This window comes from Acetivibrio sp. (assembly GCF_035371925.1).
GTDB lineage: Bacteria > Bacillota > Clostridia > Acetivibrionales > Acetivibrionaceae > Hungateiclostridium.
In genome coordinates, this window is the sequence record NZ_DAORXT010000055.1 from 1 (window position 1) to 19,941 (window position 19,941).

Here is a 19,941-nt window from a genome sequence, read left to right on the forward strand (position 1 = left end):
CCTATGTCGTTGAGAATTCCTTTTGCTTCATTTGTTGGCATGCTGAATCTCTGGCTTAGATATCTCAAAGAAGCAGCAAGCTCTCCATCAGGTCCTCCGTATTGGGAAATAATATACTTTGCCATCTTGGGATTTGGTGTTTTGATTCTTATAGGATATTCCAGTTTCTTTTCATAAACCCACATTTTTTTACCTCCTCGGACAAACATCGAAATATATAAAATCAAATTCTATCAGCAAGGCTATTCCCACGGCCATGGGCTGTTTATCCACTGCCACGGGCATTTATAGGGAGTGCTTTGGGCAGTTAACGGGCCATACAATCTCTCGTACTCGTTTCTGAGCATTCTTGCTCTTTGAGCACAGTTGTAAAAGAGCATTATTGTGTTCTGATCATAGGGATGTGTATTTAAATACAGGTTTAAATCGATAAGGGTAAAATCGGCGGCCATTACTTCTTTTAGCAGTTTAGCTTGATTCGGATTCATGCTTTCACCTCCTTAGGCGTCTACAGTGTATTCAGGGTCCGTTCCATAAGGACTGTATAGTTCGGGAAATATTGTTCCTGCATTCAGACCCTTCATGGGCGGAAATATACAGCCTATGCATTGAAATGGAACGTAGGCGTGGGCCAGCTTCATTGGCATGCAATGAATTTTCACATTATGGCTCATGCCTTGAGTGGAGCAGGGCTGCATCATGCCTTGACTGTGTGCAGGCTGAAGCATACCGGTGTTGCAATTCTGATATTCCATCATCTTGATTCCCTCCAAAACAGCAATTTTACAGTAGAGTATTTTATTAACATAATATTCCGATAAGAAGCAAAAAGTTCTTTGATATTCTAATTAATAGAAAGGTTATAATATTTATTGAAAAATTTTTATATTCATTCTTTACAGTATCTAGTCAGTGTGTTAGAATGTTTGAGGGAAATATAACTATGTGCTCGGTTTAGGGTAACTCCGACCCTTTACTTAGCCATAGGGATTTAAAAAAAGGAGGATATTTTATTATGCAAAAGGAAACTAAACAAGAGATAATCAACAATTTCAGGTTACATGAGTCAGATACCGGTTCACCGGAAGTGCAGATTGCTCTTCTTACAGAGAGAATCAATCATCTTAATGAGCATTTGAAGATTCACAAAAAAGACCATCATTCAAGAAGAGGACTTCTCAAAATGGTTGGGCAAAGAAGAGGTTTGTTGAACTATCTCATGAAGATTGACATCGAAAGATATCGTGCGATTGTCGAAAAGTTAAATCTTAGAAAATAATAAAAAAGGCGGAGTAATCCGCTTTTTTGTATTATTTGTGCACAAATATAATAAATACAATGCATAAAAATCAGGAATAATAAAAAGTAAACTGAAAAATAAAATGATTAATAAACTGCAGACGGTAGAAGGTAGATTGTGCTGCAAAAGCAGAAAATGAGCTTTTGCTGTAGAATCTACATCCTACAGTCTGTGGTTTAACTAATAAGAGGAGGATTGTATAATGCATAGGACTTTCAGCATGGAGCTAGCAGGAAGAAAACTTATTATCGAAACCGGTAAGCTTGCTCAACTGGCAAATGGTTCAGTATTGGTTAGATATGGTGATACTGTTGTATTGTCAACAGCTACTGCTTCAGCAGCACCAAGAGAAGGAATTGACTTCTTTCCTTTGAGTGTGGATTATGAAGAAAGATTGTATGCTGTAGGGAAAATTCCCGGAGGTTTTATAAAAAGAGAAGGTAAGCCGTCAGAAAAGGCGATACTTACATCCAGAGTTATTGACAGGCCATTAAGACCTTTATTTCCCAAGGATTTGAGGAATGACGTGGCGATTGTAAATACGGTGTTGTCCGTTGACCAGGACAACTCTCCTGAAATTGCCGCTTTACTGGGATCTTCCATAGCTTTGTCAATTTCAGACATACCGTTTAACGGTCCTGTAGGAGGAGTTATACTGGGGCTTATTGACGGTGAGGTAATTATAAATCCCACTGAAAAACAGAGAGAAGTAAGCCAGATGTATATTACTTTGGCAGGTACAAGGGATAAAATTGTCATGATAGAAGCAGGAGCAAATGAGGTTCCTGATGAAGTTATTTTGGATGCTATCAAAAAAGGCCATGATGAGATAAAGAAAATTGTTGAATTTATAGACGGAATTGTAAAGGAAATTGGAAAACCTAAATTTGAATATGAGTCTGCGGAAGTTCCAGAGGAAATATTCAATGCTGTCAAGGAATATGCCTATAGCAAAATGAGGGAAGCTGTACTTGCTGTGGACAAGCAGGTACGAGACAAAAATATCGAGGAGCTCACAAAAGAAATAACAGAGCATTTTGCAGAAACATTCCCTGAAATGGAAGCGGCCATCAAAGAAGCAATATATAAGCTTGAAAAGAAAGTTGTAAGGGAATATATTTTAGAAGAGGGCAGAAGAGTTGACGGCAGAAGACTTGACGAAATAAGACCTCTTTCGGCTGAAGTCGGGTTGCTCCCGAGAGTTCATGGTTCAGGTCTTTTTACGAGAGGACAGACTCAGGTGCTTTCAAGTGTTACCTTGGGTGCCATGGGTGATGTTCAGATACTGGATGGTATTGACCCTGAAGAAACAAAAAGATATATGCATCACTACAACTTCCCCGGATACAGCGTTGGTGAAGCAAAGAGTTCAAGAGGTCCGGGAAGAAGGGAAATCGGGCACGGAGCTCTTGCAGAAAGGGCATTGGAGCCTGTGATTCCAAGTGAAGAAGAGTTCCCTTACACAATAAGGGTTGTATCCGAAGTGCTTATGTCCAACGGTTCCACATCTCAAGGAAGTGTTTGTGGAAGTACTCTGGCGCTTATGGACGCAGGTGTGCCTATTAAAAAGCCTGTTGCAGGAATTTCTGCCGGTTTGGTTGTTGACGAAAATAATCCGGACAGGTTTGTGACTTTTATGGATATTCAGGGTATAGAGGATTTCTTTGGAGATATGGACTTTAAGGTTGCAGGAACAAAGGATGGAATAACTGCAATTCAGGTTGATATAAAGGTGGACGGGCTTACAGAGGAAATTATCAAGCAGGCATTTGAGCTTACAAGAAAAGGACGTTTGCACATTATTGACAATGTGTTGTTAAAGGCTATCTCGGAGCCAAGGAAAGAACTGTCCAAGTATGCACCAAAGATTATTTCAACCACAATAAATCCTGATAAAATCAGAGAAGTAATAGGTCCTGGCGGTAAAATGATAAACAAGATAATTGACGAAACCGGAGTAAAAATAGACATTAATGACGACGGTAGGGTTTATATATTCAGTTCCGATTCCGAAGCCGGTAAAAGGGCTCTTAGCATGATAGAGGGAATAGCTAAGGAGATTGAACCGGGTCAGGTATTTATGGGAAGGGTTATCAGAGTTACATCCTTTGGTGCTTTTGTGGAGTTCCTTCCCGGAAAAGAAGGCCTTGTTCATATCAGCAAGCTGGATAAGAAAAGAGTTGAAAAGGTTGAGGATATAGTAAAAGTTGGAGACCAGATACTTGTCAAGGTTGTGGAAATTGACAAGCAAGGGCGTATAAATCTTTCAAGGAAGGATGCAATGGATAGCGAAGGGGACAAGTAATATAGCTTACCCTTTACGGAGATTTTCAGGGATATATTTTATTTATAAGAGTAAGGCGTGAATTTCATTTTATTTGCGCCTTACTTAATTTCATATAGCAGACATGGAGGTTGTATGTATAAACGTATAAAGTTGGAAAATGGAGTTAGGATAGTTTGTGAGAACATCCCTTATCTTAGATCTGTTTCTATCGGTATCTGGGTCGGAACCGGTTCAAGGAATGAAAGTTTATCCAACAACGGAATATCTCACTTCATTGAACATATGCTTTTTAAAGGGACTGATAACAGGAGTGCCCGAGAAATTGCCGACAGCATTGACAGTATTGGAGGTCAACTTAACGCGTTTACAGGAAAGGAATGTACATGCTATTATACAAAGACTCTTGATTCCCATGCCGATATAGCCTTGGACGTTCTTTCGGATATGTTTTTTAATTCGAGGTTTGACGAAAAGGATATAGACATTGAAAAGAAAGTCATTATGGAAGAGATTGGGATGTATGAGGATTCCCCGGAGGAGCTGGTGCATGATATCCTGTCCGAAACCGTATGGGAGGACAATTCCCTTGGCTTTCCCATTTTAGGAACGCGGGAAACCCTTTTTGGCATTAACAAGGATAAAATAAAAGCCTATATGAAGGACAGATATTTTCCACAGAATACAGTTATAGCTGTGGCCGGGAATTTTAAAGAGGATAAAATAATTGATACTATAAAGCAGAAATTCGGCGGATGGAATGACAGCGGCAAAAATGGCAAAGACATTAAAAATGCAGAGTTTAAGGTGAATTCTAAAATCAAGGTGAAGGATACGGAGCAAATACACATATGTTTGGGATTTGAAGGAATTCCGCACGGAAGTGATGAGTTGTATCCGCTGCTTGCCGTAAACAATGTGCTGGGCGGCGGAATGAGTTCGAGGATGTTCCAGAAAATCAGGGAAGAGAAGGGTTTGGTGTATTCCATATATTCATATCCGTCATCCTATAGAAATGCCGGTCTGTTTACGATATATGCCGGAATGAATGCGGAGCATTTGGAAAGGGTTGTGGACCTTATAGTAAAAGAAATAAAAATTCTTTTAAAAGAAGGTCTTTCAAAGGATGAACTTGAAAAATCGAAAGAACAGCTTAAGGGAAATTATATACTTGGACTTGAGAGTACCAGCAGCAGGATGAACAGCATAGGAAAGTCAGAGGTGCTCATGGATAATATCTATACTCCGGATGAAATACTAAAGAAGATTGATGCGGTAAATCTGGAAAGTGTCGAACAAATTATAAAGCGAATTTTTCGCTTGGATAGAATGAGTTTTTCCATAGTGGGCAACATAAAAAAGGAAACAGACATTAGAAGAATAATAAATCCTTAAGTACCAAAAGGCCTTGATACCAAAATTAATTGGTTTCGAGGCTTTTTTGCTTGAAGCTCAAAGCTAAATTGCAATTATACAAGCACTTATAATCTCAAATGTACATAAGATATACTAAGTCACCATAAGTCGGTCTATAATACAAGAATATTATTTAAACTTTTCTAACGGGACTTGAATTTCTTGCAATCAGGAGGAGGTAATATAGTGAAGAATAAGAAGTTTACAATCATTGGTGGTGATCTTAGAAGTGTTAAGTTAGCTGAGTTGATTGCCTCGGAAGGAAATAAGGTTAACATATATGGGTTTAAAAATGCAAACTTTGAAATAGGAATTGAAGAAAGTGAAGAGCTTGACCTAGCTATTGGGGAAGCGGATGTAATAGTAGGTCCGACCCCATGTTCAACAGATAATGAAACTATTAATACACCTTTTCATCCTCAAAGAATTTTCATAAAAGACGTATTTAAAAAGATGAAAAAAAGCCAGTTGTTTATCGCGGGAAGAATCACTGAAAAGATTGCTCAACTTGCAGATGTCTACAACGTATATTCAATAGATTTGCTCGAAAGAGAAGAAATGGCGGTTTTAAATGCCATTCCCACTGCAGAAGGGGCAATTCAAATTGCTATGGAAGAAATGCCTATAACTCTTCATGGAAGCAATGCACTGATTTTGGGATTCGGAAGAATCGGAAAGACACTTGCGAAAATGCTTAACGGTATCGGAAGCAATGTATATGTTGAGGCGAGAAAGTATTCAGACCTGGCTTGGATTGAAAGTTACGGATACAAACCGGTTTTCATAAGTGAACTGGACGACTACATACAAAGAGCAAATGTTATTTTTAATACCATCCCCAGCATTGTACTAGATGAAAGTTTGCTCAAAAAAGTGAACAAAGATTGTATTTTGATAGACCTTGCTTCCAAGCCTGGTGGAATTGATTTCGAAAAAGCAAAAGAGATGGGCTTAAAAACAATATGGGCTCTTTCTCTTCCGGGAAAAGTAGCGCCAGTGACAGCAGCCAGATTTATTAGAGACACTATCAGCAATATTATTGATGAGTTGGGGGTATAGAAGATGTTACTGGAGGGGATTAAAGTCGGATTTGGACTTACCGGTTCCTTTTGCACCATAGACAAAGTGATGCCCGAGATTGAAAAGCTTGTAAGCAACGGTGCAAAGGTTTTTCCGATAATGTCGGGTTCGGTAAGCAAATTTGATACAAGGTTTGGAAGAGCGGAGGATTTAAGGCTTAAACTTGAAGGAATTACAGGAAATAGAGTTATAGATAGCATTGTTGAAGCAGAACCAATAGGTCCAAAATCTTTTCTTGATATAGTAGTCGTAGCGCCATGTACCGGCAATACTTTGGCAAAAATAGCAAACGGAATAACCGACACAACAGTTACTATGGCATGCAAGGCTCATCTTAGAAATCAAAAACCGGTGGTTATTGCTATTTCCACAAATGACGGACTGGGGGCAAATGCAAAAAACATTGGAATGCTTCTAAATATGAAAAATATATATCTAGTACCCTTTGGTCAGGATGGACCGGGTACCAAGCCGAATTCCTTAGTTGCAGACACTACCCAGATAATGCCGACAATCCTTGAGGCTTTGAATCATAAACAGATTCAGCCGGTGCTCATTAAATATTGATTAATCAAGAAATTTAAATTGGCAGTAAAAAGTAGGAGCTAAAGTTTAAGCTTCTACTTTTTTATTTGGCCTCTTGGAATGAAATGAAAGAGGCAAAAGCGAAGGGACTCGATGTCCCGAGCTTTTATTTTTTGTCGGAATGAAGAGAAGGTACTTAGTCCTAAGCTTTTTTGTGAAAAGTGTATAAAACGGGCTTTTAAAGTGACATCAAAATATATAAAAAGTATATTGACTTTGATAATATAAAACGATACAATTATATTGATAAGAAAATATCGATAAAAAATTACGGATATACTTCGTCGTTGTTGTACCCGCATTAAAAAAGGAGTGGATTGTCCAAAATAGGTAAGTAAGTTTTATTAAATTAATACAAAGAAAGGAACCAATATAATTATGAATCCAAAAGCTATCTCCAAACAGACTCTTTTAAGATTACCTTCATATTTGAGTTATTTAAAGTCGCTGCCAAAGGATGAGTGTGAGTATGTATCTGCCACAACCATCGCGGTGGCGCTGGGCCTAAATGATGTGCAAGTTCGAAAAGATTTGGCCTGTGTAAGCAAGAAAGGTCGTCCCAAGCTTGGATATGTTGCTGAAGAGTTGATAAGGGATATAGAGAGTTTTCTTGGATATGATGCTTTAAATGATGCAATAATTGTAGGCTCAGGAAGGCTTGGAGGAGCTCTTTTGTCCTATGATGGATTTAAAGAATATGGATTAAACATTGTTGCGGCCTTTGATGTTGATGAAAGTATAGTCGGTACTGAAATATGCGGAAAAAAGATTTTTCCGTTGAATAAAATGAAGGAATTGTGCCAGAGAATGAAAATTCGTATCGGCATAATAACTGTTCCTGCACATTCAGCCCAAAAAGTATGCGATATGTTAGTAGAAAGCGGGATAAATGCAATATGGAATTTTGCGCCTGTCCACCTAAAAGTACCGGATAACATTTTAGTTCAACAGGAAAATATGGCTGCCTCACTGGCTGTACTTTCCGCCCATTTGGCAGAGGCAATAAAAAAGAATGAAATCGGAAAAGGAGATGAGGAAAATGACAAATAAATACGAAATCGTAGACAATGTCGAAAAGCTTGAAAAGGCTTTAAAACGTTTAAGAGAAGCACAGAGCATTTATGCAACCTATACACAGGAGCAGGTTGACAAGATTTTCTTTGCTGCTGCAATGGCTGCAAACAAAATGAGAATTCCTCTTGCGAAAATGGCTGTTGAGGAAACCGGTATGGGAGTGGTTGAGGATAAGGTTGTCAAAAACCACTATGCTTCTGAATACATTTATAACGCATATAAAAACGCAAAAACCTGCGGTGTTATTGAAGAGGATCCCGCTTTTGGAATTAAGAAAATAGCAGAGCCGCTGGGAGTTGTTGCAGCGGTTATACCTACTACGAATCCTACTTCAACAGCTATTTTTAAGACTCTTATTGCATTAAAGACGAGAAATGCCATTATCATAAGCCCGCATCCCAGAGCAAAGAATTCAACAATAGAAGCGGCAAAAATCGTTTTGGAGGCAGCAGTTAAAGCCGGTGCTCCGGAAGGTATTATTGGATGGATTGATGTGCCGAGCCTGGAGCTTACCAACATGGTAATGAGAGAAGCAGATGTAATTCTTGCAACAGGTGGTCCTGGATTGGTTAAAGCAGCTTACTCTTCGGGTAAGCCGGCTATAGGTGTTGGAGCAGGTAACACTCCTGCAATTATTGATGATTCGGCTGATATTCTTTTAGCTGTGAACTCAATAATACATTCAAAAACTTTCGACAACGGTATGATTTGTGCTTCAGAACAGTCGGTTATTGTTTTGGATGGAGTGTATAAAGAGGTCAAAAAGGAATTTGCAAAAAGAGGCTGCTATTTCTTAAACGAAGAAGAAACTGAAAAGGTAAGAAAAACAATTATCATAAACGGTGCATTAAATGCCAAAATAGTAGGTCAGACGGCACACACAATTGCAAAGCTTGCAGGCTTTGATGTGCCTGAGACTACAAAGATACTGATTGGTGAAGTTAGCAGCGTGGATATTTCCGAAGAATTTGCCCATGAAAAATTGTCTCCGGTGCTTGCGATGTATAGAGCAAAGGATTTCGACGATGCCCTCGGAAAAGCAGAAAGGCTGATTGCCGATGGTGGATTTGGCCATACATCATCACTGTATATAGATACGGTAACACAGAAGGAAAAACTTCAAAAATTCTCAGAGAGAATGAAAACTTGCCGTATATTGATTAATACTCCGTCATCCCAGGGAGGTATCGGTGACCTTTACAACTTCAAGCTTGCTCCGTCTCTCACCCTTGGCTGTGGTTCTTGGGGAGGAAATTCAGTTTCCGACAATGTAGGAGTTAAGCATTTGCTAAACATTAAAACAGTTGCCGAGAGGAGAGAGAACATGCTCTGGTTCAGAACACCGGAAAAGATTTATATAAAAAGAGGTTGTCTGCCTGTTGCATTGGATGAGCTTAAAAATGTGATGGGTAAAAAGAAAGTATTTATTGTAACGGATACCTTCTTGTATAATAACGGCTACACTAAGCCGATTACTGATAAGCTGGACGAAATGGGAATTGTGCACAAGACCTTCTTTGATGTGGCTCCCGACCCATCCCTTGCATCTGCCAAAGCCGGGGCGGCAGAAATGCTGGCTTTCCAGCCTGACACCATAATTGCAGTAGGCGGCGGTTCTGCCATGGATGCTGCTAAAATCATGTGGGTAATGTATGAACATCCGGAAGTTGACTTTATGGATATGGCAATGAGATTTATGGATATTAGAAAGAGAGTCTACACCTTCCCGAAGATGGGGCAGAAAGCATACTTTATCGCAATTCCGACTTCGGCAGGTACGGGTTCTGAAGTAACACCTTTTGCGGTTATCACCGATGAGAAGACAGGAGTTAAATATCCTCTGGCAGATTACGAATTATTGCCCGATATGGCAATTGTAGATGCTGATATGATGATGAATGCGCCAAAGGGACTGACCGCAGCTTCGGGTATTGACGCATTGACCCATGCTTTAGAAGCCTATGTTTCAATGCTTGCAACTGACTACACAGACAGCCTTGCTCTTCGTGCAATAAAGATGATATTTGAATATCTTCCACGAGCTTATGAAAACGGTGCAAATGACCCGGTTGCAAGGGAAAAAATGGCCAATGCTGCAACAATAGCCGGAATGGCTTTTGCCAATGCTTTCTTAGGTGTATGCCACTCAATGGCACACAAGCTTGGTGCTTTTTACCACTTGCCCCATGGCGTTGCCAATGCGCTCATGATAAATGAACTAATCAAATTTAATGCGTCAGAGGCTCCGACAAAAATGGGTACTTTCCCACAGTATGACCATCCGCGTACTTTGGCAAGGTATGTTGAAATTGCAGATTATCTGGGCATCAAAGGCAAGACTAATGAAGAAAAAGTTGAAAACTTAATTAAAGCTATTGATGAGCTTAAAGAAAAGGTTGGCATCAAAAAGTCCATTAAAGATTATGACATAGATGAAAAAGAATTCTTGGACAGACTGGACGAAATGGTGGAGCAGGCTTTTGACGACCAGTGCACAGGTGCAAATCCAAGATACCCGCTTATGAGCGAAATTAAGCAAATGTATTTAAACGCTTATTATGGAGGTGCGAAGAAATGAAGCTTGACAAGGTTATAGCAGTAAGAACGGACAAAACCGTTTACAGGGACGGAGACAAGGCAATAAAGGTCTTTTCCGGCAACTATTCAAAGGCAAATGTCTTGAATGAGGCTTTAAACCAGGCCAGGGTGGAAGAAACCGGACTTAACATTCCAAAGCTTCTTGAGGTAACAAAAATTGACGACAAATGGGCGATTGTTACGGAATTTATTGAAGGAAAGACCCTCGAGCAGCTTATGAAGGAAAATCCCCACAAGTATGATGAATATCTGAACCTGTTTGTTGATATTCAGCTCGAGGTGTTAAGTAAAAGAGCTCCATTATTAAACAAGCTGAAAGACAAAATGCACAGAAAAATCTCCGAAACCGGGCTTGATGCTACAACTCGTTATGAGCTTCATACCAGACTTGGAAGCATGCCTGACCATAACAAAGTGTGCCATGGGGATTTCAATCCTAGCAATATAATCATGACCAAAGACGGCACGCCCTATATACTTGACTGGTCACATGCCACTCAGGGAAATGCCAGTGCCGATGCTGCAAGAACATATCTTTTGTTCTGGCTTGCCGGCGATATTGACAAGGGAGAAAAGTACTTGAATTTATTCTGTAGAAAAAGTGACACTGCGAAACAGTATGTTCAAAAGTGGATTTCAATTGTAGCGGCATCACAGCTTGTAAAAGGCAGAGAAGCTGAAAGGGAATTGCTAATGCGCTGGATTGATGTTGTAGACTACGAATAGGAGGTATTTCGAATGAAAGTATCTATTTGCATAGGGAGCTCTTGCCACCTAAAAGGAGCAAAGCAGATAGTGGAACAGCTGCAAAGCTTGGTTGCTGACAACAATTTGCAGGATCAAATTGAGCTTGTAGGGTCATTTTGTATGAAAAACTGTGTTAACGGTGTCAGTGTGACAATTGACGATAAACTGTTTTCAGTTACACCTGAAAACTTAAAAAGCTTTTTTGAAACAGAAATTCTTAAAGGATTTAAAGAATAAAATAGTTGAATATCAAAAAAAGTAATCAGTGCTGCTGGTTAATAAGGAGCGCGAGTTTGATGACCGAATGTTTGGAGACAAAAAAATCAAATTGTAAAAACTGCTATAAATGTATAAGACATTGTCCGGTTAAGTCGTTGAAATTTACAGACGGTCAGGCTCATATATTAAGAGATGAATGCGTTTTGTGCGGCGAATGCTATGTCGTTTGCCCGCAAAACGCAAAGCAAATACGATCCGATGTGGAAAAGGCAAAGCAATTGGTTTTACAGTATGATGTTTATGCAAGTATTGCCCCTTCTTTTGTTGCATGGTTTCATAATAAAAGTATATATGATATAGAACAGGCATTAATAAAACTTGGATTTAAAGGGGCAGATGAGACGGCAAAAGGTGCTTATATTGTTAAAAAACAATATGAGAAAATGATAGAAGATAAAAAAAGCAGAATTATAATATCTTCGTGTTGCCATACGGTAAACACTCTGATTCAAAGACATTATACCGGAGCGATTCCGTATTTGGCAGATGTCCTGTCACCGATGCTGGCTCATGCACAGATGCTGAAAAATGAGCATAAAGGTGCAAAGGTCGTCTTTATCGGACCATGTATTTCAAAAAAGGACGAAGTGAAAAAGTATCCGGGCTATGTGGAGCTTGCCCTTACCTTCGATGAACTGGATGAATGGTTAAAATCAGAGAATGTTGCAATTGAAAGAAAAAGAAGTAACTTAAAAGAGGGAAGGACCAGAAGTTTTCCTATTTCTGGAGGTATTATCAGTAGTATGGATAAAACTTCTGAATATCATTACATGATAGTGGACGGTATGGAAAATTGCATAAATGCGCTGGAGAATATAGAAAGTGAAGAACTTGACAACTGCTTTATTGAGATGTCGGCCTGTAGAGGCAGTTGTATAAACGGTCCGCCTGCAAGACGAAAAAGCAACAATATTGTCGGGGCTATATTAGCTGTAAATAAAAATACCGGAGCAAAGGATTTTTCGGTTTTTGTGCCTGAGTCTGAAAGCTTAAAAAAAGAAATCCGGTTTGAAGGTGTACACAAGATAATGCCTGGAGGTACTGCAGTCGAGGAGATTTTAAAGAAAATGGGAAAGACTTCTATAGAACAGGAGTTAAATTGCGGAAGCTGCGGTTATGACACTTGCCGAGATAAAGCAATAGCAGTTTTGAATGGAAAAGCAGATCTTACAATGTGTCTTCCATACCTCAAAGAAAAGGCAGAGAGCTTTTCCGATGCAATTATTAAGAATACACCCAATGGTGTTATAGTTTTAAATGAAGATCTTGAGATTCAGCAAATAAACAATGCTGCAAAAGGAATTTTAAACTTAAGCCTGTCTACAGATCTCTTAGGAAGCCCGGTTAGCAGAATACTTGATCCCCTTGACTATATTCTTGCGCTAAGAGAGGGCAAAAACTGTTACTACAAAAGGAAGTACTTTGCAGAATATAAAAAATATGTAGATGAAACTATTATTTACGATAAGGAATATCACGTCATCATAATAATTATGAAGGATGTGACTCAGGAAGAGAAAATTAAGGCACAGAAAAACAAGCAAAGCGAGGCGGCAATTGAAATAGCGGACAAGGTTGTGGAAAAGCAAATGCGCATAGTTCAGGAGATAGCACTTCTTTTAGGAGAAACTACCGCCGAGACTAAAATTGCTTTGGCCAAGCTGAAGGAGACTATGGAGGATGAATGATTTATGTGTTGATTTAGGATATAGAAGCCTTAACAAATTTGGGGAGCAACTGTGTGGTGATATGATACAGGTTGTAAAAGATGACGACGCCACCATTCTGGTTTTGGCCGATGGCTTGGGCAGTGGCGTCAAGGCTAATATTTTATCCACTCTAACTTCAAAAATTATTTCAACAATGATTGCAGCACATATGAGCATAGAAGAGTGCGTTGCTACGATTATGTCAACCCTTCCTGTTTGTAAAGTCAGAGGTATTGCCTATTCAACATTTACTATAATTAGGATAAGTAGCAACACCTATGCAGAAATAATTCAGTATGACAATCCCTTGGTAATACTCTTACGCGACGGCAAAAAGTATGATTATCCCACGCAGACCAAAATAATATCCGGCAAAAAAATTGTAGAATCCAAGATAAGGTTAAATTGTGATGATGTATTTGTTGCAATGAGTGACGGGGCAATTTATGCGGGAGTTGGCCAGACTTTAAATTATGGCTGGCAAAGGGAGAATATTATTGATTTTATTGAATCCCATTATGACAAAAGTCTTTCTGCCAATGCCATTACATCTCTTTTAGTTGATACATGCAGCAATCTGTATGCAAATATGCCCGGAGACGATACGACTATTGCAACAATTAAAATTAGAAAACGGCAAGTAGTAAATCTGATGTTTGGTCCCCCGCAAAATACCGAGGATGTTTACAACATGATGTCTTTGTTTTTTGCAAAGCAGGGAAGACATATTGTCTGCGGCGGTACCACATCAACGCTTGCTGCACAGTTTTTAGGCAAACAGCTTGAGACAACCATTGATTATATTGACCCAAGAGTCCCACCCATTGCCAAGATTGAAGGGGTCGATCTCGTAACTGAGGGCGTATTGACAATAAGTCTGGTTTTAGAATATGCAAAAGACTATATTGGCAAAAACGCTCTTTATAACGAGTGGCATAACAAAAATGACGGTGCTTCGATGATAGCAAGAATGCTTTTTGAAGAAGCAACGGATATCAATTTCTATGTTGGAAGGGCTATCAACCCTGCCCACCAAAATCCCAATCTTCCCATAGGATTTAACATTAAAATGCAGTTGGTGGAAGAGCTTTCAAAGCTGCTTAAGCTAATGGGCAAAACAATAAATCTTAGCTATTTTTGAGGTGAATAACAATGAGTGAAACTTTTGATTACAGTGTGGTTGACGGTATTTTGGCCGAACACGGTATTTCTGAGACTGCGATCATTGCCATACTCCAAAGCATTCAGGAAGAATATCATTATATCCCGAAAGAAGTTTTTCCGTATCTCTCAGAAAAACTTAAAGTGAGTGAAGCCAGAATATTTAGTGTTGCAACCTTTTATGAAAACTTTTCTTTGGAGCCAAAGGGTAAATATATAATAAAAGTTTGCGATGGAACGGCATGCCATGTAAGAAAATCAATTCCGATTATAGAACGTCTCAGAAAAGAATTGGGTCTTTCCGGTACCAAGCCCACAACGGATGATTTAATGTTTACGGTTGAAACGGTATCTTGTCTTGGAGCATGCGGTCTTGCTCCAGTAATAACGGTAAACGACAAGGTATATGCCGAAATGACTCCCGATAAAGCCTCAGCGCTCATAAAACAATTGAGGGAGGGAAATGCCGATGATTAGTAGTAGGGAAGAATTGCAAAAAGCCAGAGAGAAGTACTTAAGATATCTTAAGGCAGAAAAAAAGAGAATACTTGTTTGTGCAGGTACAGGCTGTGTATCCGGAGGTTCCCTTGAGATTTTTGAGCGGCTTTCGGAGTTGATTTCAAAGAGGGGAATGGATTGCCAAGTTGAATTGCAAGAAGAGCCCCATGAGAATACTATAGGGATGAAGAAAAGCGGCTGTCATGGCTTTTGCGAAATGGGGCCCCTTGTTAGAATCGAGCCTGAAGGCTATTTATATACAAAGGTGAAGCCCGAAGATTGTGAAGAGATTGTGGATAAAACGATAGTGGCGGGGGAACATATTGAGAGACTGGCCTATAAACAAAACGGAATTGTATACAAAAAACAGGATGAAATTCCCTTTTACAAGAGGCAGACCCGTCTCGTATTGGAGCATTGCGGTCAAATCGATTCCACATCTATAACCGAGTACATTGCAACTGGCGGATATTGTGCTTTGGAAAAGGCGTTGTTTGATATGAACAGCGATGATATTATAAATGAAATTTCAGAAGCCAATCTTCGCGGACGCGGTGGAGGGGGATTTCCGGCAGGACGTAAATGGGCACAAGTAAAAAGGCAGAATGCAAAGCAAAAGTATGTTGTGTGTAATGGAGATGAAGGAGACCCGGGAGCATTTATGGACAGAAGCATTATGGAGGGGGACCCACACAGAATGCTTGAAGGAATGATAATTGCCGGTATTGCCTGTGGAGCCTCGGAGGGCTATATTTATGTACGTGCTGAATATCCCTTGGCGGTATCGAGGCTAAAAAGAGCTATTGAGCAGGCAAAAGAGTATGGATTGCTTGGTGAAAACATACTAGGAAGCGGTTTTAGCTTCAATATTCATATTAACCGTGGCGCCGGTGCTTTTGTTTGCGGTGAGGGAAGCGCACTTACGGCGTCGATTGAAGGAAAACGAGGCATGCCCAGGGTAAAACCGCCAAGAACTGTGGAGCAAGGCTTGTTTGATATGCCAACGGTTTTAAACAATGTTGAGACCTTTGCCAATGTTCCCCTTATAATCAAAAACGGAGCTTGTTGGTATAAATCCATCGGAACGGAAAAAAGTCCCGGAACAAAAGCCTTTGCTCTTACAGGTAACATAGAAAATACCGGTCTTATTGAGATTCCCATGGGAACAACCTTGAGAGAAGTTATATTTGACATCGGCGGAGGCATGAGGGGAGGAACGGATTTTAAAGCTGTGCAAATTGGCGGTCCTTCAGGCGGATGCTTATCGGAAAAGGATTTGGATCTTCCCTTGGATTTTGATTCACTAAAAAAAGCCGGTGCAATGATTGGTTCCGGTGGGCTGGTTGTAATGGACAACAATACCTGTATGGTTGAAGTTGCACGTTTCTTTATGAATTTTACTCAGAACGAGTCCTGTGGAAAATGTGTACCCTGCCGCGAAGGTACAAAAAGAATGCTGGAGGTCCTGGAAAGAATTGTTGAAGGAAACGGCCAAGACGGTGACATAGAGCTTCTTTTGGAGTTGGCGGACACAATTTCGGCAACGGCACTTTGCGGGCTTGGAAAAGCTGCGGCGTTTCCGGTTGTAAGCACAATTAAGAACTTTAGGGAAGAATATGAAGCCCATATTTATGATAAGAAATGTCCTACGGGCAATTGCCAGAAGCTAAAAACCATTACAATTGATGCTTCTTTGTGCAAAGGTTGTTCAAAATGCGCAAGGAGCTGTCCTGTGGGTGCTATAACGGGAAAGGTAAAAGAACCTTTTGTTATAGATCAGAGCAAATGTATTAAGTGCGGTGCATGTATTGAAACTTGTGCATTCCACGCAATATTGGAGGGCTGAAGAGATGGATAATAGAGAATATATAATGATAGACGGGATTCCTGTTGAGATAAACGGGGAAAAAAATCTTCTTGAGCTTATTCGAAAAGCAGGTATAAAGCTTCCTACCTTTTGCTATCATTCAGAATTGTCGATTTACGGTGCCTGCCGTATGTGTATGGTTGAAAACGAATGGGGCGGATTGGACGCTGCATGTTCCACCCCTCCGAAAGCCGGTATGAGTATAAAAACAAACACTGAAAGACTTCAAAAATACCGTAAAATGATTTTGGAGCTTTTGCTTGCCAATCACTGCCGTGATTGTACAACCTGCAATAACAACGGAAAGTGCAAATTGCAGGACCTTGCAATGAGGTACAATATAAGCCGTATTCGTTTTCCCAATACTTCACCGGAGCCGGATGTGGACGATTCTTCGCTTTGCATAACGAAAGACAAAAGCAAATGCATTCTTTGCGGGGACTGTGTTCGTGTATGCAGTGAAGTTCAAAATGTTGGAGCTATTGATTTTGCGTACAGAGGTTCTAAAATGACAATAAGCACGGTATTTGACAAACCCATTGCCCAGTCAAATTGTGTGGGTTGCGGACAATGTGCGTTGGCATGTCCCACCGGTGCAATTGTTGTAAAAGATGATACACGGAAAGTATGGAAAGAAATCTATGATAAAAACACCCGAGTGTCGGTGCAGATAGCTCCTGCCGTCCGCGTGGCTTTGGGGAAGGAGCTGGGCTTAAACGACGGGGAAAATGCCATAGGCAAAATTGTGGCAGCATTGCGGCGCATGGGATTTGACGATATTTTTGACACATCAACCGGAGCTGATTTGACGGTTTTGGAAGAATCGGCGGAATTGCTAAAACGTATTAAAGAGGGAAAAAATGATATGCCCCTTTTTACTTCATGCTGTCCTGCGTGGGTAAACTACTGCGAGAAATTCCATCCTGAGCTTTTGCCCCACGTTTCCACGTGCCGTTCACCCATGCAGATGTTCGCCTCTATAATAAAAGAGGAATATTCAACTTCCAGTAAGCGGTTGGTGCATGTTGCAGTTATGCCTTGTACAGCAAAGAAATTTGAAGCAGCCCGCGAAGAGTTTAAAGTTAATGGCGTTCCAAATGTCGATTATGTACTTACAACCCAGGAGCTTATTCAAATGATCAAAGAATCGGGAATAGTATTCTCAGAGCTTGAGCCTGAGGCAATCGATATGCCCTTTGGAACATATACCGGAGCTGGCGTAATTTTTGGTGTTACTGGTGGAGTTACTGAAGCGGTTTTAAGAAGAGTGGTTTCCGACAAATCTCCAACTTCCTTTAGGTCACTGGCCTACACTGGTGTTCGGGGAATGAAGGGAGTAAAAGAAGCTTCGGTGATGTACGGCGACAGAAAACTTAGAATTGCAGTGGTTAGCGGACTTAAAAATGCCAGTGATTTGATTGAAAGAATCAAAGCCGGTGAGCACTATGACCTTGTTGAAGTTATGGCATGTCCGGGAGGCTGTATAAACGGAGGAGGACAGCCATTTGTTCAGAGCGAGGAAAGAGAAAAGCGGGGCAAGGGATTGTATAGTGCCGACAAACTATGCAATATCAAGTCCTCTGAGGAAAATCCACTTATGATGACACTTTATAAAGGCATTTTAAAGGGCAGGGTTCATGAACTTCTTCATGTTGATTATGCTTCAACAAAGGAGGCAAAATAATATGCTGGAAATAAAAATTTGTGTCGGAAGTTCATGCCACTTGAAGGGTTCTTATAATATTATTAATGAATTTCAGCATCTTATTGAAGAAAAAGCTTTGCATGACAGAATTGATATTAAAGCAACCTTTTGTATGAAGCAGTGCCAGAAGACCGGAGTTGCCATAGAGGTTAATAATGAGATTTTTGGCGTTTTGCCTGAGGCGGCGGAGGAATTTTTCAACAATGTAATTTTGCCCAAAGTGTAGCTAATTGAGAAAAACTTTTGCATATCTTAAGTAAGTAAACTAAAAGGGAGGCTTTTGGCTTCCCTTTTAGTTTGGAAAATAGCAATTAATATTGCTCCCTAGAGATAATTTCGCCGGGACCATAATCAAAGAATACAATTTTCCACTCGTTATTTTTCTTTTGCAGATTTGCTGTTATCTCAGTTTTTTGAACTAACTTTGCTTTAGCGGTTGTAATGGTTTGAATTTCATAATATTTAAATGCTACGTTGTTTGAGTCTGTTACGGTCAAACTTACCGGTTGAATTTCTGCTTTAACTGTATAAGGAGAATCTGTAAAATAGGGATACTTTAGTGATTCGAGGTCTGATTCGGTTAGTAAATCTGCGAAGTAGAAGCAATTTATATATGTATCAAAGTCCTTTGTATTTCGAGCATTATAGAAAGTAGTTACGATATCCTGCGGAAAGCTTATAGGAGAACTTTCGGAGTAATCGAGGGAAAGTATTTTCCATTCAGAGTTTGCCTTTACAATAATAGCTGTAACTTCATAGGTAGAGATGGCAAATCTATTGTTGTTAAACCTTATTTTTGATATTTCTTTATATGTAAATTCGGCAATCAGCTTTCCGTAAGTATGCTCTAAAGGTTCAATTATGTATTCGATTCTTTCGCTATGAAAGCCCTGCATAAGAGATTCAATATCCTCTTTAGTTAACATATCGGCGTAATAGAAGCTACTGATAAACTGATCAAAATTATTTGTGTTTCGTGCATCGTACATGCTGTAAACAACACTTTCAGGAAGATTTGCATCTTGGGCAAAAACAGGAGTTACAGTTATTGATGAGCACAGAAAAATAAAAAGAATCAATAAAGATGCTGTGACTTTTTTTGCTTTCATAATCTTATATCTCCTTTCAATACAAAAGTTTATAATATTTGCTATTAATTCTACACTATGGTTCCATTATTTTCAATAACGGATTTTGATTTCTAATCTGAAGTTTCTATATTTCTATGCTTCAAGATAAACAAATCAATTGTAAAGAGAATTAAAATATAGTAATATAAATATAGAAGAATATAGAAGGGAAAAGTATGATTTTAGTTGATAGTGATACTTATATTTGCAACAATTGATGTAAAACCATTTCTACCAAAGTACAAGCAAGTGTTATGAGATAAGCATATATTATTCAAATTTAAATTAGGGTTATGAGCAATTCGTTCTTCTTTTCGTGCCAAATCTTTTCCTATATGTAATAAGTCCTATTTCGTTGAAACGTTACGAAATATATAATAGATATTGGTTGACTTGCCGTTTAATAAGAAATTAATTTGCTATTTTTGCAATTAAAATATTAAAAAGCAAATGGGAGCATTCCTGTAATGAAACAAAATGATCTTTGAAAAAGAAGATGCCAGGCTGT

General features: G+C 39.5%; 19 protein-coding genes. 15 read left to right on the top strand and 4 right to left on the bottom strand.

The features are described from left to right. The 3 genes from PLH43_RS08690 to PLH43_RS08700 all read right to left on the bottom strand — a co-directional run. The coding region (locus tag PLH43_RS08690; protein ID WP_324362127.1) for a manganese catalase family protein at positions 1-185 on the bottom strand (185 nt) is incomplete at its 3' end. 57 nt (positions 186-242) lie between these two features. Then, positions 243-488: a spore coat protein CotJB gene (locus PLH43_RS08695; RefSeq protein ID WP_324362129.1), complete on the bottom strand. Its 246-nt coding sequence runs from the start codon at positions 486-488 to the stop codon at positions 243-245. Between the two features lie 12 nt (positions 489-500). After that, positions 501-758 (bottom strand): spore coat associated protein CotJA, encoded by a 258-nt coding sequence (locus PLH43_RS08700; RefSeq protein ID WP_324362131.1) that lies wholly within the window; start codon positions 756-758, stop codon positions 501-503. A 257-nt stretch (positions 759-1,015) separates the two neighbouring features. Here PLH43_RS08700 and rpsO point away from each other — a divergent pair, with 257 nt between their 5' ends. From rpsO to PLH43_RS08775, 15 genes are all read left to right on the top strand, one after another. Next, positions 1,016-1,279, top strand: coding sequence for a 30S ribosomal protein S15 (rpsO, locus tag PLH43_RS08705; protein ID WP_324362133.1), 264 nt, complete (start codon positions 1,016-1,018; stop codon positions 1,277-1,279). Between the two features lie 223 nt (positions 1,280-1,502). Then, complete coding sequence (locus PLH43_RS08710; protein ID WP_324362135.1) at positions 1,503-3,605, top strand: polyribonucleotide nucleotidyltransferase; 2,103 nt, start codon at positions 1,503-1,505, stop codon at positions 3,603-3,605. A gap of 114 nt (positions 3,606-3,719) precedes the next feature. After that, positions 3,720-4,979 carry a pitrilysin family protein gene (locus PLH43_RS08715; RefSeq protein ID WP_324362137.1) on the top strand — a complete coding sequence of 420 codons (1,260 nt, stop codon included), beginning with the start codon at positions 3,720-3,722 and terminating at the stop codon, positions 4,977-4,979. 207 nt (positions 4,980-5,186) lie between these two features. After that, on the top strand, positions 5,187-6,059 hold the full coding sequence (dpsA, locus tag PLH43_RS08720; protein ID WP_324362139.1) for a dipicolinate synthase subunit DpsA: 873 nt from the start codon (positions 5,187-5,189) through the stop codon (positions 6,057-6,059). A gap of 3 nt (positions 6,060-6,062) precedes the next feature. Next, on the top strand, positions 6,063-6,647 hold the full coding sequence (locus tag PLH43_RS08725; RefSeq protein WP_324362141.1) for a dipicolinate synthase subunit B: 585 nt from the start codon (positions 6,063-6,065) through the stop codon (positions 6,645-6,647). 393 nt (positions 6,648-7,040) lie between these two features. After that, the gene (locus PLH43_RS08730; RefSeq protein ID WP_324362162.1) at positions 7,041-7,715 is read left to right on the top strand and encodes a redox-sensing transcriptional repressor Rex; all 675 of its coding nucleotides are present in this window, start codon (positions 7,041-7,043) and stop codon (positions 7,713-7,715) included. Further along, complete coding sequence (adhE, locus tag PLH43_RS08735) at positions 7,705-10,317, top strand: bifunctional acetaldehyde-CoA/alcohol dehydrogenase (protein WP_349255146.1); 2,613 nt, start codon at positions 7,705-7,707, stop codon at positions 10,315-10,317. Before PLH43_RS08730 ends, adhE begins: the two co-directional genes overlap by 11 nt. Beyond that, positions 10,314-11,063 carry a phosphotransferase gene (locus PLH43_RS08740; protein WP_038290400.1) on the top strand — a complete coding sequence of 250 codons (750 nt, stop codon included), beginning with the start codon at positions 10,314-10,316 and terminating at the stop codon, positions 11,061-11,063. The genes adhE and PLH43_RS08740 overlap by 4 nt, the downstream gene beginning before the upstream one ends. A gap of 12 nt (positions 11,064-11,075) precedes the next feature. Further along, the gene (locus tag PLH43_RS08745) at positions 11,076-11,321 is read left to right on the top strand and encodes a (2Fe-2S) ferredoxin domain-containing protein (RefSeq protein ID WP_324362145.1); all 246 of its coding nucleotides are present in this window, start codon (positions 11,076-11,078) and stop codon (positions 11,319-11,321) included. 59 nt (positions 11,322-11,380) lie between these two features. After that, positions 11,381-13,051 (top strand): [Fe-Fe] hydrogenase large subunit C-terminal domain-containing protein, encoded by a 1,671-nt coding sequence (locus tag PLH43_RS08750; protein ID WP_324362147.1) that lies wholly within the window; start codon positions 11,381-11,383, stop codon positions 13,049-13,051. After that, on the top strand, positions 13,044-14,213 hold the full coding sequence (locus PLH43_RS08755) for a SpoIIE family protein phosphatase (RefSeq protein ID WP_324362150.1): 1,170 nt from the start codon (positions 13,044-13,046) through the stop codon (positions 14,211-14,213). The genes PLH43_RS08750 and PLH43_RS08755 overlap by 8 nt, the downstream gene beginning before the upstream one ends. Positions 14,214-14,224: 11 nt before the next feature. Next, positions 14,225-14,710: an NAD(P)H-dependent oxidoreductase subunit E gene (locus PLH43_RS08760; protein ID WP_324362152.1), complete on the top strand. Its 486-nt coding sequence runs from the start codon at positions 14,225-14,227 to the stop codon at positions 14,708-14,710. Continuing rightward, positions 14,703-16,577 carry an NADH-quinone oxidoreductase subunit NuoF gene (gene nuoF / locus PLH43_RS08765; protein WP_324362154.1) on the top strand — a complete coding sequence of 625 codons (1,875 nt, stop codon included), beginning with the start codon at positions 14,703-14,705 and terminating at the stop codon, positions 16,575-16,577. Before PLH43_RS08760 ends, nuoF begins: the two co-directional genes overlap by 8 nt. A 4-nt stretch (positions 16,578-16,581) precedes the next feature. Next, the gene (locus PLH43_RS08770) at positions 16,582-18,282 is read left to right on the top strand and encodes a [FeFe] hydrogenase, group A (protein ID WP_324362156.1); all 1,701 of its coding nucleotides are present in this window, start codon (positions 16,582-16,584) and stop codon (positions 18,280-18,282) included. A 1-nt stretch (position 18,283) separates the two neighbouring features. Beyond that, positions 18,284-18,529 (top strand): (2Fe-2S) ferredoxin domain-containing protein, encoded by a 246-nt coding sequence (locus PLH43_RS08775; RefSeq protein ID WP_324362158.1) that lies wholly within the window; start codon positions 18,284-18,286, stop codon positions 18,527-18,529. 85 nt (positions 18,530-18,614) lie between these two features. On the opposite strand, the gene PLH43_RS08780 is transcribed toward PLH43_RS08775, so the two are convergent. Further along, the gene (locus PLH43_RS08780) at positions 18,615-19,412 is read right to left on the bottom strand and encodes a hypothetical protein (RefSeq protein ID WP_324362160.1); all 798 of its coding nucleotides are present in this window, start codon (positions 19,410-19,412) and stop codon (positions 18,615-18,617) included. Positions 19,413-19,941: the final 529 nt, after the last annotated feature.